This is a genomic window from Micromonospora sp. U21 (assembly GCF_018070045.1).
Classification (GTDB): Bacteria; Actinomycetota; Actinomycetes; order Mycobacteriales; family Micromonosporaceae; genus Micromonospora.
The window spans coordinates 1-15328 of record NZ_JAGPYK010000025.1 but is presented as its reverse complement, the minus strand read 5'-3'; the positions used below and the strand labels follow the sequence as shown (position 1 = coordinate 15328).

General features: G+C 69.3%; 15 protein-coding genes. 12 read left to right on the top strand and 3 right to left on the bottom strand.

Going from position 1 to position 15328, the window contains the following annotated elements; translation table 11 throughout:
* Positions 1-6: 6 nt before the first annotated feature.
* The gene (locus tag KBX63_RS26095) at positions 7-198 is read right to left on the bottom strand and encodes a hypothetical protein (RefSeq protein ID WP_210915751.1); all 192 of its coding nucleotides are present in this window, start codon (positions 196-198) and stop codon (positions 7-9) included.
* Between the two features lie 1156 nt (positions 199-1354).
* On the opposite strand from KBX63_RS26095, the gene KBX63_RS26090 reads away from it, so the two are divergent.
* The 7 genes from KBX63_RS26090 to KBX63_RS26060 all read left to right on the top strand — a co-directional run bounded on the left by KBX63_RS26090 (position 1355) and on the right by KBX63_RS26060 (position 7988).
* The gene (locus KBX63_RS26090) at positions 1355-2506 is read left to right on the top strand and encodes a sensor histidine kinase KdpD (RefSeq protein WP_210915750.1); all 1152 of its coding nucleotides are present in this window, start codon (positions 1355-1357) and stop codon (positions 2504-2506) included.
* Complete coding sequence (locus KBX63_RS26085) at positions 2503-2967, top strand: roadblock/LC7 domain-containing protein (protein ID WP_210915749.1); 465 nt, start codon at positions 2503-2505, stop codon at positions 2965-2967. The genes KBX63_RS26090 and KBX63_RS26085 overlap by 4 nt, the downstream gene beginning before the upstream one ends.
* 24 nt (positions 2968-2991) lie before the next feature.
* Positions 2992-3336, top strand: coding sequence for a DUF742 domain-containing protein (locus KBX63_RS26080; protein ID WP_210915743.1), 345 nt, complete (start codon positions 2992-2994; stop codon positions 3334-3336).
* Entirely contained in the window at positions 3314-3919 is a 606-nt protein-coding gene (locus KBX63_RS26075) for an ATP/GTP-binding protein (protein WP_210915742.1), read from the top strand. The genes KBX63_RS26080 and KBX63_RS26075 overlap by 23 nt, the downstream gene beginning before the upstream one ends.
* A gap of 21 nt (positions 3920-3940) precedes the next feature.
* Positions 3941-5182, top strand: coding sequence for a styrene monooxygenase/indole monooxygenase family protein (locus tag KBX63_RS26070; RefSeq protein WP_210915741.1), 1242 nt, complete (start codon positions 3941-3943; stop codon positions 5180-5182).
* A gap of 1674 nt (positions 5183-6856) precedes the next feature.
* Positions 6857-7522, top strand: a complete 666-nt coding sequence (locus tag KBX63_RS26065; RefSeq protein WP_210915739.1) for a hypothetical protein — start codon at positions 6857-6859, stop codon at positions 7520-7522.
* 232 nt (positions 7523-7754) lie between these two features.
* On the top strand, positions 7755-7988 hold the full coding sequence (locus KBX63_RS26060) for a hypothetical protein (RefSeq protein WP_210915737.1): 234 nt from the start codon (positions 7755-7757) through the stop codon (positions 7986-7988).
* Between the two features lie 58 nt (positions 7989-8046).
* On the opposite strand, the gene KBX63_RS26055 is transcribed toward KBX63_RS26060, so the two are convergent.
* Positions 8047-8214 carry a hypothetical protein gene (locus KBX63_RS26055; RefSeq protein WP_210915734.1) on the bottom strand — a complete coding sequence of 56 codons (168 nt, stop codon included), beginning with the start codon at positions 8212-8214 and terminating at the stop codon, positions 8047-8049.
* A 276-nt stretch (positions 8215-8490) separates the two neighbouring features.
* Between KBX63_RS26055 and KBX63_RS26050 the strand changes: the two genes are divergently transcribed.
* Together KBX63_RS26050 and KBX63_RS26045 are read left to right on the top strand one after the other, a co-directional pair.
* The gene (locus KBX63_RS26050; protein ID WP_210915731.1) at positions 8491-9897 is read left to right on the top strand and encodes an IniB N-terminal domain-containing protein; all 1407 of its coding nucleotides are present in this window, start codon (positions 8491-8493) and stop codon (positions 9895-9897) included.
* A gap of 1330 nt (positions 9898-11227) precedes the next feature.
* Entirely contained in the window at positions 11228-11806 is a 579-nt protein-coding gene (locus KBX63_RS26045) for a transposase (protein ID WP_210915729.1), read from the top strand.
* Here the strand turns inward: KBX63_RS26045 and KBX63_RS26040 are convergent.
* Entirely contained in the window at positions 11763-12161 is a 399-nt protein-coding gene (locus KBX63_RS26040) for a hypothetical protein (protein WP_210915725.1), read from the bottom strand. The genes KBX63_RS26045 and KBX63_RS26040 overlap by 44 nt on opposite strands.
* Before the next feature lie 374 nt (positions 12162-12535).
* Between KBX63_RS26040 and KBX63_RS26035 the strand changes: the two genes are divergently transcribed.
* The 3 genes from KBX63_RS26035 to KBX63_RS26025 all read left to right on the top strand — a co-directional run bounded on the left by KBX63_RS26035 (position 12536) and on the right by KBX63_RS26025 (position 14611).
* Positions 12536-12925 (top strand): hypothetical protein, encoded by a 390-nt coding sequence (locus KBX63_RS26035; RefSeq protein ID WP_210915722.1) that lies wholly within the window; start codon positions 12536-12538, stop codon positions 12923-12925.
* 222 nt (positions 12926-13147) lie between these two features.
* The gene (locus KBX63_RS26030; RefSeq protein ID WP_307871849.1) at positions 13148-13576 is read left to right on the top strand and encodes a hypothetical protein; all 429 of its coding nucleotides are present in this window, start codon (positions 13148-13150) and stop codon (positions 13574-13576) included.
* 213 nt (positions 13577-13789) lie between these two features.
* Complete coding sequence (locus KBX63_RS26025) at positions 13790-14611, top strand: DUF4184 family protein (protein WP_210915720.1); 822 nt, start codon at positions 13790-13792, stop codon at positions 14609-14611.
* Positions 14612-15328: the final 717 nt, after the last annotated feature.

Genomic DNA, 15328 nt, shown 5'->3' with positions numbered 1-15328 from the left:
CCCGGGTCAGCCCGCCGCCCGGACCCGCGCCGCAACCGCCCGCGCCGATCGCTGATGGACGGCGGCCTCGTCGTCCCGACCGAGCGCGGCAGCGAGGTCGGCCAGGTACCGGGCCACCGGGCCGAGGCTGAGCACCCCGCTGCCCGCCCCGGCCAGCTCGCCGGCCGCGGGCAGCAGCTCGGCGTACGCGTACTCCATGGCGGTCTGGTCACCGCTCCCGAGCCGACCAGCGGTGCCTCAGCGAGACCCTTGGGTAGTGTCGGTGGCCGTCGTGACGTTCCGCGACCAGCGATGCGCCATCGGCATGGCGGTAGATGTAACGCCCCACATTTCCGCGACGCCTGTAAATGATGGAAAGGTCGGGTGCGCGGCCTGACGAACGGGCGGGACCCACCACCCCCGCGATCTCGCCCGGTACCTGGTCCGAACAGCGCACCATGAAGCCCGCCGGGAGATATCCCCATGGCTAATTCGACAGCTCGTATCCCACCGCCGCGCTGGCCGGGCCGCAACGGCGTTGCCGCACCTGCCGTCTGGAACCTGCCAACCCAGCCACTTCCCCAACAGCCGCAACGCTCGGGCGAGTGGTGGCCCTATGCGGTGTTCGGCGCAGTGACCCTACTGCTCGGGTGCTTGGCGATGGTGGTCGTCGTGCTGGCCAGATAGCCCGGGGGTGCGGTTTCTTACTGGGCCAGAGGCTGAGGCGTTCTTCCACTCCGGAGTGTGGGGCGGGGAGCCGCTACCCCCCTTTCTACATCGTGCCGGCCGGCCGAGTTAGACGACAGCGATCTGGGCCTAACCCACTACGCCGCCCCGCGCAGCGCCCCCGTTGATCACGGCTCGTTTCGCTGCGCTGCGTCGCCGGCACCTGCTGACGCCGACAGGTAGATCCTGGTCGGGGCGGACCGTAACGATACCCGGACCATCGACGCTTGTTCCTCTGGAGGTTGGGGTGCGCCACACCCATGGCGGGCGGGACTCACGCCCCCGGATCCCGCCCCGTCAGTAACCGACAGCACCGTGGGGCATACCGGGGAGTAGCGATTTCAGCCGATGCCGCGCCCTTCACCGTAGTGCTGCACTCAGGACGATGGCGTTGGTGCGACAGGACGCCGAGATGGTCCTGCCGTGACCGACCGGACGGGGCAGGGCAAGGTGAATAGGAAGATTTCTCCCACTCGGGTCTGAAGTGTTGCGATCGGTGAAAGACGGTGGTTGACTCCTGCACCATGCCAGAACACGAGATAACCGATTGGTCGGATAGATCGTGAAACATCAAGCCGTGGCAACTCACTCGATGGATGGGCATCCGGTGACGTGGCGGCAACGGTTGGCCAGATGGCTGGATCCCACCGTGGCGCAATGGGCGGTCCCGCAAAAGCGGGGGTCGACCCCACCGGACCCGTCGCCACCACCGGAGCGTGTCGAGACCCTGTGGCCCGCGATCTGCGAGCAGTTCGCGCTGCGCATTCTGGCGTCGGCCTACCAGATGGGCAGCCACCTTGAGGTTGTCGAGGCCGATGAGCAGGATCCCGAGCGGCTCGAGCGGCTCTACCGCATCGACCACGCGAACACCCGCATCCGCCGCCACGCGGAGAACCTGCAGGTCCTGTTGGGGCGGCGTGTCGAGGACGCCGACCGGCAGACGGTCGCCTTAGTCGATGTCATTCGGGCCGCGACGTCGGCTACCGAGTACTACGCGCGAATTCGTGTCGGACATGTGGTGGGCCTCGGGGTCGTAGAGTTCGCGGCCGACGACGTGATTCGGGTGCTGACTGAGCTGCTGGACAACGCAACCCGCTTCTCCCCGCCGACCTCGCCGGTGATCGTGTCGTCGTTCATCACCGAGGACGGCAGCGTTCTGCTTCGTGTCGAGGACGCCGGCGTCGGTGTCAGGTCCGACCAGCTCGCTGCGCTGAACGCCATGCTGGCCGGGAACCCATCGGCGCCGATCGCGGAAAACCCGGCAGCGCATCTCGGTCTCGTCGTCGTTTCGTACCTGGCCCGCGCCCATCACCTGCGGGTCGCGCTGATAAACCGACCCTCGGGCGGCACGACCGCGACCGTGCTGGTTCCCGCGCCGCTGCTATGTGAGATGGCGCCCGCACCCCCTTCACCCTCGCATCCCCAACGTGCGGCGCCGGAGGCCCACCGCCCTTCGGTCCAAAGGGGAGCCCGTGAAGGAGGGGGGCAGGTGGACGCGTCTCACCCGAGCGCGCAAGCTTCCACCTCTCGCCTGACTCTCGTACACGGCCAGCCGGCCGGTAACGGCCGCCGCGCCGCAGTGCAATCGGTTGCCAGTGGCGGTGGTCTTCCCCGTCGCGTACCGGAGAGTGTGCGCGCTGACGGCCGCCCCGATGGCGGGATTGAAAACACCGTTGCCGCGTCGGGGGACCGCTCCTCGCCAAATCGGGACACGTGGCCGGACGAGACGGTTGCTTTCGCCGCCGGCGTCACCGATGCACAGGTACCACCAACCGTGAAAACCGAAGGACACCTGCCATGACCCACCCGAACGGCGGCAGCGGCGGACCACAGGCGGCGGCCTCCGCGCACCAGGATTTCGCGTGGCTGGTGCGCCAGTTCGCCGACGATGTGCCCGGTGTCATCCACGCTTTGATCGTGTCCCTCGACGGTCTGCAGCTCGCCGCTTCCCGCGGGGTTTCCCGTGACTTGGGCGATCAGTTGGCTGCCTTGACCGCGGGACTGCTCAGCATGGCCGACCGCAGCGCCGATCTGCTCGATCTGGGTCCGTCGGAATATCTGACTGTTCGCCTGCCGCGCGGACACCTCATGTTCATGCGGGTCGGCGAGTCCGCGGGGCTGACCGTGGCCGCTGCCGCCGGTTCTGACCTGCGGGTCGTCTCGTACCACATGACGCAGTTCGTCGGCGCCGTCGGGCACGTCCTGACCCCGCAGGTCCGCCACGATCTGCACCGCCTCACCGTCAGCCAGTCGCCCGGCTGAATGGCCAGAGCCGAGGGAGCGAAAGTGCCCACCACCTACTGGAAGGTGCGGCCCTACGTGTTGACCGGGGGACGCGCACGCACCCGGCAGCATCTGCTGGTGCACACCCTGGTGTCGGTGCCGTTCTATGACGCGATCTTCGCATCAGGGCTGCTGCCCGAGGCGCGGTCACTGTACGAGCAGGCCCGGCAAACCAGATCGGTTGCCGAACTGTCGGCGGTATGCGGCATGTCGCTGGGCGTGACCCGGGTCGTGGTCGACGACCTCGCCGCCACCGACCGGCTGCAGATCCACGACGGTCACTACACCACCCAGTTCGATCTTCACCTCCTGGAGAGACTGCGCGATGGCCTCCGCCAGCTTGCCTGACAGCCCCCTGCTGACCTCGGCGAAGATCGTCATCGCCGGCGGCTTCGGCGTCGGTAAGACCACCTGTGTCCAGTCCATCTCCGAGATCCCCCCGATCAACACTGAGGCGTGGATGACGGCGGCGAGCGAGACGGTGGACCGGCTGGACCCGGGAATCGACAAGACGACCACGACCGTGGCCATGGACTTCGGCCGGCTGACGATCGGCAGCGACCTCGTGCTGTACCTGTTCGGCACACCCGGGCAGCCACGGTTCTGGCCGATGTGGGACGACCTGTGCCGGGGCGCGGTCGGCGCGCTGGTGCTGGCCGACACCCGGAACCTGGAGGCATCGTTCCCGGCGGTCAACTACTTCGAGCAAGACAGCGACGTGCCGTTCGTGGTCTGCGTCAACCTCTTCGACGGCGTGCTGACGCACCAGCTAGAGGACATCCGCGCCGCCCTCACACTGTCCGTCGAGGTTCCGCTGATCACCTGCGACGCCCGTGACCCGTCGTCGGTCGCCAGGGCCCTGCTGGCAGTCGTCGAACACACCATGACACGCACCACCGGCGCGGTCCCGGGCGCACTCGCGGCCCGATAGCTCAACCACCTGGAGGCACCAATGCGGAAGATTCTGATCGTGGGGGCCGGGCAGTCCGGGCTGCAACTCGGGCTGAGCCTGCTCGCCGAAGGGTACGACGTGACCATCATGTCGGCCCGTACCCCCGATGAGATCCGCCGTGGCTGGGTGATGAGCACCCAGGCGATGTTCGCCGCGGCGCTCGACACCGAGCGCGAGTACGGGCTGGATCTCTGGCAGGAGCAGACACCGCACATCGAGGGGCTGCAACTGTCCCTGTCCGCCCCACCCGGCGAGCGAGCGCTGCGCTTTTCTGGCCCTCTGGATCGCTACGCGCAAAGCACCGACCAGCGCCTGAAGATGACCACCTGGCTGGAACTGTTCGAGCAGCGTGGCGGCACCGTGCACTACCAGGGTGTGACGACCGCGGACCTGGACGGCCTCACCAAGCTGCGCCGCTACGACCTGACCATCGTCGCCGCCGGCAAGGGCGACCTGGTTGGCGTCTTCGACCGCGACCCGCAGCGGTCGGTGTACACCGCACCCCAGCGAGGACTCGCCGTCGCCTACGTGCACGGCATGACACCGGACCCGCTGTGGCCGGTCCCGCACGTCAGCTTCAACGCGGTACCCGGACTCGGGGAACTTTTCGTCATCCCCGGGCTGACCCTGTCCGGGCCATGCGAGATCCTCTTCTGGGAAGCCGTGCCCGACGGCCCGCTTGACCTGTGGAAAGACCGGCGGGACCCGGCCGAGCATCTCAAGCTGACCCTCGAGCTCGTGCGCCAGTACACCCCATGGATCTATGAGCGGTGCGCCGACGTGGAGCTGACCGACGGGCGGGCCACCCTGTCCGGTCGATACACGCCAACCGTGCGCCATCCCGTGGCGGAGCTGCCCTCGGGCGGCCTCGTCCTGGGCATGGCCGACGTCGTGGTCGCCAACGACCCCATCACCGGGCAGGGCAGCAACACCGCCGCCAAGTGCGCCCACTCATACCTCGGGTCCATCCTGGAGCGGGGGGACCAGCCGTTCGACGGACCCTGGATGACCCAGACGTTCGAGCGGTTCTGGGAAAGCGCCGGACAGGCCGTAACCACCTGGACCAACGCCATGCTCCAGCCGTTACCCCCGCACGTACAGCAGATCCTCGGCGCCGCCTCCACCAACCCGACCATCGCCCGCCGGTTCGCCAACGGCTTCTGCGACCCCAACGACTTCCAGAACTGGTTCATGACACCTGACGCCGCGGACACCTACCTGGCCACACTCGCCGCCAACTGATCCACCGACCACAGCGATCCTCTGCCGGCACATCACTACCAAGCGACTTACGGCGGGGGCTGTCTCGCTGACCCTCCCACCGAAGATTCGTCGATTAGAAGCGTCGGCGAAGCGTCCCGTCGGGGGCGCGGCGGGACGCTTGCCCCTTGTTGAGCTTGCGCTGGTACTCGAGCGGATTGCACTGATCCCCATGTCGGAAGGTGACCGGCCGACCGCTCTAGGGCACAATGAGCGAAGTTGCTGGGCGACTGTCGACGAGCCGGGAGGTGCCCTGATGCGGCGTCGCGGCCGACCGTTCGCTCAGACGGCAGTGCGCGGGATGCTCCTGTTCGGCGGCCTAATTGCCGCCTGGGGCGCCTATGAGGCGGTCATGCAGGTGCCCGCCTACGCCGTCGACAATCCTCGCCCGAGCCTCGTCGGCCCCCTACTCGACGACGCCGGGGCGCTGATCGACGGCGTCCTCGCACCCTCACCCGCCGAGTCAGTGACGGTTCAACGCAGCCGGAGCGCAACCGAGGCACTAGACGGGCCGGTGTCCGTGGCCCCAGCGACAAGCGGCACACGCGCCCTTGGCCGCGCGGGGCCCAACCCTGCCGTGCAACTACCACCCATTGGTCTGTCTCCGGCGGTGACGCCGCTGCGTCCCGCTTCGAGCAGCGCGGCCGGTACGGGGCTGGCGAGAGTCGTCGACGCCGTGGCGCCGGTGACGCGTCCGGTCGTGGATGCGGCGGCGCCGGTGGTGCAGGGGATCGCCGCGACGGGAGAACTCGTACCCGTAGGCGTGGTTATCCGGCCGGTGGCTGAGCCCATCGTCGAGACACTGAGCCCAGCCCTCGCGCCGGTACTCGAGGTGACCCGGCCGATCTTCGGTCAGCCGGCGCATCCGGTCGAGCAGCCCACTGAGCCGGTCGAACCGCAGCCTGGGCCCGTCGAGGCGCTGCCCGGCATCACTCCAGGCAGTCCAGATCACTCCGTCCCGGCTCCGGCTGTGGTCCCGGCACGCTCGCAAGGCGCGTCGCCCGCGCTGCGCTGGAACGTGTCAGTGGAGCGTTGGAGCGGCGGCGAGCCGGCCGAAGGGGCTGCCGTTGACGTGAGTCGTGGCCAGGGGCGCACCGGTGGGATTCCCTCCGGTGGCCTGACGCCTGCCGCGTCCGGCAGTGCGAACAACTCGGCTTCCTCAGGCGCTGGTACGGCGGCGGCTGCCGATGTCCCACCCCACTGGTGTACGCCGGAGTTCGTATCCCAGCGTGGCGTCTCGTCCCGGGCTGAGGCGTTCGCCGAACGATCGCCCCAGCCCGACACCAGACCTGCCTGAGGCGTCACCTCCTGCCGCTACGGCCGACCCGGGAGCAGGGAGCACAGGCACCAGCAGCGCGACCTCTACCGTTGCCCCACTCCTGCCAGCCGCAGCCGGGCGACACGGTGGTGACCTGCCGAGATGACCAGGGGCACGTCTGGACCCAGCGCACCTTCATGGCGGCGCCACCGGCGGTGCCCGGGTGTCCGCAACCGGGTGGGCCTGGGATGACCTTGTCCTTCACCGACGTCGGTCCGTGACGCGCGTGCCGGCATGTCCGCTCCAGTGGCGGACGACCTGACCCTGACCGCACGCCATTGCCCAACGGGAGGTGGCTTCCCGTCGGGCAACCACGCCACATCCACAGGAGATGTCACATGCGACGTATTCCGCCCACAGTCCGCGCCCGTTGGTGCGACAGCGGCCAGGTATCCAGCCTCGTCGCCGATTCTCTGCACAATGCGGCGATCGGCGCCTGGCTCGTGCCCGAACACGACCAGCGACGCACCGTGCTCACCGCCGTTGCCCGTATCTGGGTCGAACACGCCCTCCTGTTCGGCGAGGTCTACCTGCTCGCTGACCGCTCCGCCGCCGCCGTCTGGTTCCACCGCTACCGACCCATCCCGCCGCCAGTCAGCTACCGCCAGCGGCTCGCCGCCGCCTGCGGCGACCATCTCAACCGCTTCCGACGCCTGGACCGCGTCCTCAAGGTGCACCGTCCCACCGAGGCGCACAACCACCTGGCCTTTCTTGCGGTCCCGCCAGCCACCTGGCGCGCCACCCGCACTTCGGGCCTGCTTGCCAGCTGCCTGGTCCGGATGGACCGCCTCGCGCTTCCCTCCTACGCCGAGGTGACGACTGCCGCCGAGACTGCCATCTACGCCCGGCACGGCTACATCTCCCGCGAGCCGTTCCCACTCCCCGACGGCACAGTCCACCAACTGTGGCGTCGGCCAGCGGGGCAGCGACCTGCCCCGCCAGTCAGATCGTCCAACAGGGCGACAGGGCCGATATGGGGGAAGCCGCGAGTAACGGCACCGTGAGCGCCGGGCCTCTCCGTACGGGTCCATCGCTTCGGTCGACGGTGTGACGAGCAGCCGGACATCGCCCCCGCGAGCTGCACCTACCACTCCCCACGGCCACATAAGACAGAGCGGTCCGCGCGCCAGCGCACCCGCAAGCTGCAGGTGAACGATGCCGGTGCGGCGGCTGGCAGCCACGATGGTTTCCCGCCGTCCGGTTGACGCCGAACCTAGAAGTTGATCAGGGGGCTGCATGGACACGGCTGTGATCTGGATACCTGCCGACATCGATCCCATCGAGCCGGCTGTGGTGAAGTGCCTGGACTACAGCCGTCGGCGAGGCTACCGGTTGGAGGGCATCGTGCGCGGATCGTGGGAATCGGTGAGTTGGATGGTGACGAATCGTGAGGTGGCCGTGGTCATCATCTCCGACTGGGCGTACCTGCCGCCGGCCCCGATGCTCCGAATCGAGGTAGCGGACGATTGACCCGGCCGCCGGTTCCGAGTTGGCAGCACCGGCATCGACAGCGCTGACGAGTGTGGTCTTACTCTTCGACATCGCGGCCATCCCGGGCCACCACCTCCCGGCCGAGCCGGTCCACGCCGCGCGCCCGCTCCGCCCGCAGCGCCTCATCCTGCGCTGGCGTGCGCTTGCGGACGGCGGCGAGTACCGCCGTGAACGCCTGCCACCACATGTTTGCCCTCACTGACACCCCCGTCTGATGTCGCTCGCGGCAACACCTCCAACATCAACTCCTCGACAGGAGGAAAGCGCCGCCTTGGCTGCCCGCGTTACGGATGCCAGTTGCCGCCCAGCGCAGCGGTGACGACGGCCTTGGTCTCGGGAGCGGGAGCCACATCGCGGTGGCGAGGTGAGGCCAACATGTCGTTCAGACCCGGTACACCGCAGCCCCCCATGCGGTGGTCGTGCCGGGCAGGCGCCGGGCACTGAGGCGGGGCACCCGGTGAGGCGAGGCCGGCTCGCCGACGTGCTGCTGCGCATCTCCACACTGGGGCTATCGATGGGGGCTTTCGCGCAAGAACCCGGTAACCCCCTAACGCCGAACGCCACCCATGCCCTAACCCGGCGAGGCAGGGCTGGGGCGCACCCCCGATGCCCGATACCGCTGTTCAACCTACGGTCGATCGTGGGTCGGGCGATCTTGTCTGGACCACGTCCTAGAACACCTATCGAGGGGACCGGCAACATGATCGAAAGCGCCCGCACGAACTCAACCGCCGACGTGAACTCCACCTTTGCCGCCGATTGGACCGGCAACACGGAGGTAACTGCCGATGCGAACTCGACGACCAGTCTGGAGTCCACCGCCAACGCGGGGTCGACCGCCGAAATGGGCGTAACCGCTGAGATGGTGACGCCGCAGAACCTGCAGGACTTCGTATTCGGCCTGCTCACCAACGTCGACGCCCGGGCGGCGTACGAGGCGGACCCGCAAGGTGCGCTGGACGGCGCGGGCATCAACGACGTGACCCCGGCCGACGTGCAGGACATTGTTCCGCTGGTCGCCGACTACGTTCCTGTCCAGGGCGTCACGTCCCTTCTGGCCGGAGACAGCCTCGGAGCTAGCGCGGGTGCCACCGTCAACGGACTGGCGCTCGGCGGCGTGGCCGGCACCCTCGACAGCACCTTGGGCGGCCTCGGCCTCACCGGTGTGACCGGCGACGTGGGCGCCACCCTCGACAGCGTGAGCCTCAGCGGCGTGACCGGCGCCCTGGACAACACCGTCGGTGGACTCGGTGTCAGCGGAGTCACCGGCGGTCTGGGCGGCACGGCGCACGGCGCCATCACCCTGGCAGCCGGTGTGACCGGTGACGTCGGTGGCACCCTGGACAGCACCGTCGGTGGGCTCGGTGTCAGCGGCGTGATCGGTGACGTCGGCGGGACTCTCGACGGTACGGTCGGCGGGCTCGGTGTCGGTGGCGTGACCGGCGACCTGGGCGGCACGGTGCATGGCGTGACCGGCCTGGCTGGCGGCGTTACCGGTGACCTCGGCGGGACTCTCGACGGCACGGTCGGCGGGCTCGGTGTCGGTGGCGTGACCGGCGACCTGGGCGGCACGGTGCATGGCGTGACCGGCCTGGCTGGCGGCGTGATCGGTGACGTCGGCGGGACTCTCGACGGTACGGTCGGCGGGCTCGGTGTCGGTGGCGTGACCGGCGACCTGGGCGGCACGGTGCATGGCGTGACCGGCCTGGCTGGCGGCGTCACCGGTGACCTCGGCGGGACTCTCGACGGCACGGTCGGCGGGCTCGGTGTCGGTGGCGTGACCGGCGACCTGGGCGGCACGGTGCACGGCATCGGCGGCATCGCGGGGGACCTCGGTGTCAACGGCGACGCGCAGGCCAGCGTGGATGGCGGGCTCCTGGGCGCCTGACCGGCGGCCTGCTTTGAGCTGGGCCTTTGAGTAATGCGGGGGCCGGGGTCGCGTTCCATCGCGCGGTTCCCGGCCTCCTCCGCAGGGACTTTGCCGGGGCCTCGTTGACATGCTGTGCGGCTGGGCGGGCGCGACCCCGGCGGGGCCTTTCGCTGCGTCGGGCCGGCTCTCTACGACCAGGGGGCTGAACCGCAGGAGCGCGAACTTCATGATCAAGCGCCGCGGGGAAGCCGGACACACCTCCTCGGTTTCAGCTACGCGGCCTGGGAGTATTTGTTGATCAGGCCTTGAGGATCTTTCCGTCAGGGCCGACCGGCCTCGGCCGACTGGGTGTTCGACCGATGCCGGACGGTCTCCGAGCTCGGCCGCGGGTCCCCGTCGTCCCGCCGGCGCTGCCGTGGTCGCGACGTTGGTCGTTGCTCGGTGGCCTTCTCCACCGCCTCGGGGGCCGCGACGGGTGGTGTGGTGCGGCTCGCCGCGGTGTTTACCAGATCCGGCAGGTCACGCCCGGCCACCAGGGGTAGCTCTCGCGTGACTTCCGCGATCGGCGCCGCCTCGCCCGCCAGGTCGGCGACTCGGGCGACACCTGCCCGTCCCGTCGCGGTTCGCGGCGTCGGTGCCGCGCGGCGGGTCGTTGCCGGTGGTGCGGTGTCGGCCGGCTCCGCGACGGAGCCTGGCGCGTCCGTGGTCGACGGCGACTCTGCCCGGCTGGCGGCCGACCGGCCTGCTGTGTTGCGCGGCGTTCGTCGCGGTGCGGCTGCCGGCAGGAGCGGGGCGAGTTCCGCGTGCAGCGCCGCCCAGTCGGAGGCGGGGGGCGCGTCGGGCTGATCCGTGGTCGAGGTGAGCTGACTCGTGCCTTCGGACCGCTCCAACTGCCGGTCGGTACGGTCCGGCGTCGCCGCCCGGGACCGCTCCGATCCAGGTCCCTCGTCACCGTCGCCCGCCTGCTGAACGGCGTCCCCGGCTGACTCTGGCCGCGTTGACCCGCCGGAGGCCCCGTCCGCCGCAGGGGCAACGAGGGCCGCGTCCATGACCGGCTCGGGGGCGTGGGCGAACAGCCGCTCCGGGGCGTCGGCGAGCAACCGCGCGGCCGAGGCTAGTGCGACGGGGTCGGGGTGGCCGACCCGACGCCACCGCCGGCGGCGGCCGCCAGCCGGCAGGTTCCCGGCCAGCACACGCGCAGGTGCCAGGTCGGCGGCGATCAGCGCGGTGAGCCCGTCGTACTGGGACGCTGGGTTATCTACTCCGCGGGAGGGTCTACCCTGACGAGCACATCGCGCTGGTGTTCCGGCTGAGGCACTGATCATCGTGATCGTCCTTTGCACACCGCTTGTCGCACCAGTCGACCTGTCGCACCAGCAGTACACCAACGACCTCTGCGTCGATCTGGCCGACTCCCGGCAGGCAGCCAAGGCCGCCCTGCCCTGCCCTCGCCCGCCGGTACCAACAGCTCAGCGCCGAAACCCGTGAACTCGACGCCGAACTATCCGTCCTGGTCACCGCCGCCGCGCCCGACCTGCTGGAGCTGCCCGGAGTTGGCGTTCAAACCGCCGGGCAGCTGCTGACCACAACCGGCGACAACCCCGACCGGCTGCGTTCCGACGCCGCCTTCGCCCGTCTCTGCGGGATCGCGCCCATTCCCGCCAGCTCCGGACGCACCGATCGGCACCGGCTCAACCGCGGCGGAGACCAGTGGGCCAACTCCGCTCTACACACCATCGCCCTGTCCCGCATGCGCTGGCACGAGCCCCGCGCATGTACGTCGCCCGCCGACGCCAACAAGGCTTGTTCACCAAAAGAGATCATGCGGTGCCTCAAACGCCTCATCGCCCGCCAGATCATCGACGTCCTCCGCCGCATCGACGTCATCCGTGCTGCGCAGTTATCTCTTCCGGGGGCATACGACTGACCTTGCTCCCAGACTCCGTCTCGACGAGCGTGATCGCTCCCACCCAGGTAGCGCCCTCGGGGTACTCCCAGGTCGCCGGGTCGGCCAGCAGTTGCGGAAGGTGCTGCCGCGCGACAGCCTCCCCCGGCATCAGTCCCTCCCGCCCGTCCTCGGCGATCCACCGGTCATACCGACGCACTTCAATCCAGCCACGATCGATCAACGACAACAGGACCTGGGTGAGCTCGTGGAGAGGCATCTCCTGCTTGCTCCCGGCGAGGTCACCAAAAACGCCCGCCAGAAGATCCATCTCGAACGCGTTGACGAAAAAAGCCCGCTCCACGTTCGTCAGGCGCTCCCGATCACGACGGCTCACCGAGCGATCGTGGCACCCCAAGAACCGCCCGGCTACCTGTCTCTAACGAAGACTTGACGATCCATAGGAGGATCACCCTCGATCTCCGGCTGCTTAATCGCGTGACGGTCGTGGGCGGCTGGGGCTGGACACTTGACGCTGGGGATAAGGCCCGCCACGCGACACGGTCACCGCCCAGCGCCCAGCGCCCGTAGGCTGCATCGAGTGATCCACTCCTGGCTGCCCGGGCTGCTCCTGCGGATCCGGCTGTGAGGCGCCGACTGGTAAGCATCATCGCTCTGGCCACACTGACTATTGCCCAAACCGGCTGCTCCGGGCCGTTCAACTGCCCAGCGTCGGAGGTGACGGTTGACGCATCCGTTCACACCGAGACCGTGCCAATCGAGCGGGAGCTGCAGCCGCTGGGCCGGGTGCTGGAGGTCCACTGGCGGGAGTGGACCACGAGCGGCCGCTGCGACTTCAGCATCGGCGACCTCATCCTGCTGCGGGAGGGCGTGGCCCGGCTTGCGCCCGCCGACGTCGCCAGGCTGACCCTGCTGACGACATCCGACGCCGCGAAACTCCCCGATCCAGACTCCCGGCTGTCGTCATGGCTGCCGTCCGCGGCGGACTGGCGTAGCGGGACGGGCTTGGATTGGCGCGACGGTGAGGAAGGCGCCTTCGTGTCAGCCTCATACTGGCTGGACCCGGCCAGCGGCGTCGTCTACTTCCTGTCCGACGCCGACTACGACCCGGCGGCCACTCCGACCGGCTCACCCTCCTGACCCTGTCGCGGCGGCCCCCCTCCGCCGACTGCGGCATCGTCCCGGAACCCGCCGGCCCTGAGAAGCCGCTCGCAGTTCGAGCGCCTTCGGCACTCGTCTCATGCCAGCTCACGAGATCGCGGCTGGTTGTCTCCGGGCAAGGGGGCCGCTGTCGGATCCAGCCGTCCCGGCAGCACCAACAACGGCTACAGATCGGGACATCAGCTGGACTAGCTTCAGCCCGTGACGGTCATCCGTTGGCTCCGCGCCGTGCTCGATAGCGCCAATCGGGTGCGATCCAGCCAGGCTGCCGCGACCCAACCTTTCGCTCCGGAATGCATGACCCTGCTCGAGTTGGCACGGTTGCTTCCTGAGCGGCACAGCGCCAGGGTCGCTAGTGCGTACGTCGAGGTCGTTACCTTCGCACCGCCCGAGGAGATCGTGGCGATGCTGTGGGTGATGCTGGAAGAGGACTGGATGGGTCTCCCGGTCTGGGCGCGAAACCTCGCGTTCCGGCTGGCCTGCCTTCAACGGCCCGAGGATGCCGAGCTGCTGCGGGCGGCAGGCAGCGACCTCCACGCCTTCGGCCCGGACTGGGACAGCATTGCCGATGACCTCCTGCAGCGGGCTAACAGAGTGGCTTCCGGACAGAATCCCCCGACCTCTCCCTGACCCCATCGATAGAATCGCGGGCGGCAACGGGCCTGGGACGTGGGTGACCCGACCCGCTTCGTGAGCTGCTGCAGCAGCTCACCCTGAAGCCTTTCGCGATCATCTTCGCGGAGGCCGCATCATCCCAGCGCCACCAACGACCATGCCGGATGGGTTACACCGGAAGCTCGCACTCCCTCCCGCGCCGGAGTTACCAGGTGGGAAGATGCGCCGATGCCGCTGACCTTTCCGTCGCACCCGGGTGTGGTACTGCCGCTCAAGCTTTGGCGACCCCGCTGGTTCGACGGTGTCGCGCTGACGACTGGGGCGGTCGCACCCGACGTCAGGTACGCGTTCCTCGGGGTCGGACCGGAGTGGCAGAGCCATACGCTCACCGCGCTGGTGTGGTGGTGTCTGCCGGTGGCGCTGCTCGGCGCGTGGCTCGTCCGCGCCACCGTCGCGACCCTCGCCGCCCACCTGCCCCACCTCGGCCCGTTCGCGCTGCGCGACTACGGGGTGCTTGCCACGGTGCGCCACCCGTGGCAGATCACCGTCGGATCTGCGCTGCTCGGCGCGGCCAGTCACATCGGCTGGGACTACCTCACGCATACCGTGGCGTGGCTGCGCATCGTATTCGGCATCGAGTGGGATTCGGTCAGCGAGGTCGCCTGGTGGACGGTGTCCGATATCCCCAGCAGCCTCGTCGGCGCGCTGGTCACGCTCGGCGTCGCCGTCGTGGTCGGCCGCCGCCGGCTGCTTCGCGCCTGGCACGGCGACCCACCGCCAGTCCGTACCCGCTCAGCGGCGTTCTGGTCCGTCGCGGGCGCCGTCGCAACCATCGGGTACGCCCTGACCGCGGTGATGCCGGCCGGGGAGTTGCCCTGGGCGACTGTCGTACGGTTGCTGTGCGTCACCGCGGGAGGGCTGCTCGTCGCCGCCGTGGCGGTGCAAGCAGTGAACACCAACATTGCCCCCGCTGAGACACGGACGCTGGAGCATGGGAGCCGCTCGGACGTGCCACCCTCGTCGCCAACGGCCTCGCCGCCGCCACGGTGAACGCCGGCCGGTCGCCGCAGCGGTAGCTGCTGCGCCGCAAGGATGCTGAGCTGCGGCCGTTGCCGATCCGACCTATATGGCCTGGCGGGTTGCAGGATCGGTCGCACCGGCGGATTCCGTGTCCGCCTCAGGCCGTGCTGCCGCGCTGTCGCGGTCAGCCTGGCTGACAATCGTCGGAGTTCTCACTGGTGTGCTCGGTCGTCTCCTGGCGAAACCTCGACAGGTCGGCGAGCGCGAGCCGCGCCTGCCGGCCCGCCTCCTCCTTGTTCTTCGGAGCGGGTCGAGGCGGTGGTGGCGCCGGCTTTGGCCGTCGGCGAAGCGGGGGCCGCCGCCGCCTGCCACCGCTCCCCGGTCGGCTCAGCGGCGCCACAGGCTGCGAGCCCGCCTACGACCAGCATCGACAGAATGATCGGCACAACACGGCGACGCATCGCGGGACGTTTCCTTGCGTAGGTGGACCGGGCCCGCCCGGGGCCCCAGTCCACCGGCGTGGCCGGGCCTGACCGCGTTACGTCAGGCCGGCAGGTAGCCGAAGGTGCCCGGGGACGGCGCCCGGCCGCACCCCTCCTCGGCTGAGACGCCGGGCCGCGGCTTAGAGCGCCCGGCAGTAGGTCCAAGATTCGGACAGGCGAGTACCCGCGGGCAGTAGACAGGCACGGGTCCATCGATCATCGGAGTTCTCTACGCTCTGTGACCGATGGAGTCCCGTGCCTGCCC

Bases quoted from the DNA above. Each gene is read 5' to 3' on its own strand.
- KBX63_RS26095 (WP_210915751.1), bottom strand. From the start codon at position 198: ATGGAGTACGCGTACGCCGAGCTGCTGCCCGCGGCCGGCGAGCTGGCC.
- KBX63_RS26085 (WP_210915749.1), top strand. From the start codon at position 2,503: ATGACCCACCCGAACGGCGGCAGCGGCGGACCACAGGCGGCGGCCTCC.
- KBX63_RS26075 (WP_210915742.1), top strand. From the start codon at position 3,314: ATGGCCTCCGCCAGCTTGCCTGACAGCCCCCTGCTGACCTCGGCGAAG.
- KBX63_RS26070 (WP_210915741.1), top strand. From the start codon at position 3,941: ATGCGGAAGATTCTGATCGTGGGGGCCGGGCAGTCCGGGCTGCAACTC.
- KBX63_RS26065 (WP_210915739.1), top strand. From the start codon at position 6,857: ATGCGACGTATTCCGCCCACAGTCCGCGCCCGTTGGTGCGACAGCGGC.
- KBX63_RS26060 (WP_210915737.1), top strand. From the start codon at position 7,755: ATGGACACGGCTGTGATCTGGATACCTGCCGACATCGATCCCATCGAG.
- KBX63_RS26025 (WP_210915720.1), top strand. From the start codon at position 13,790: ATGCCGCTGACCTTTCCGTCGCACCCGGGTGTGGTACTGCCGCTCAAG.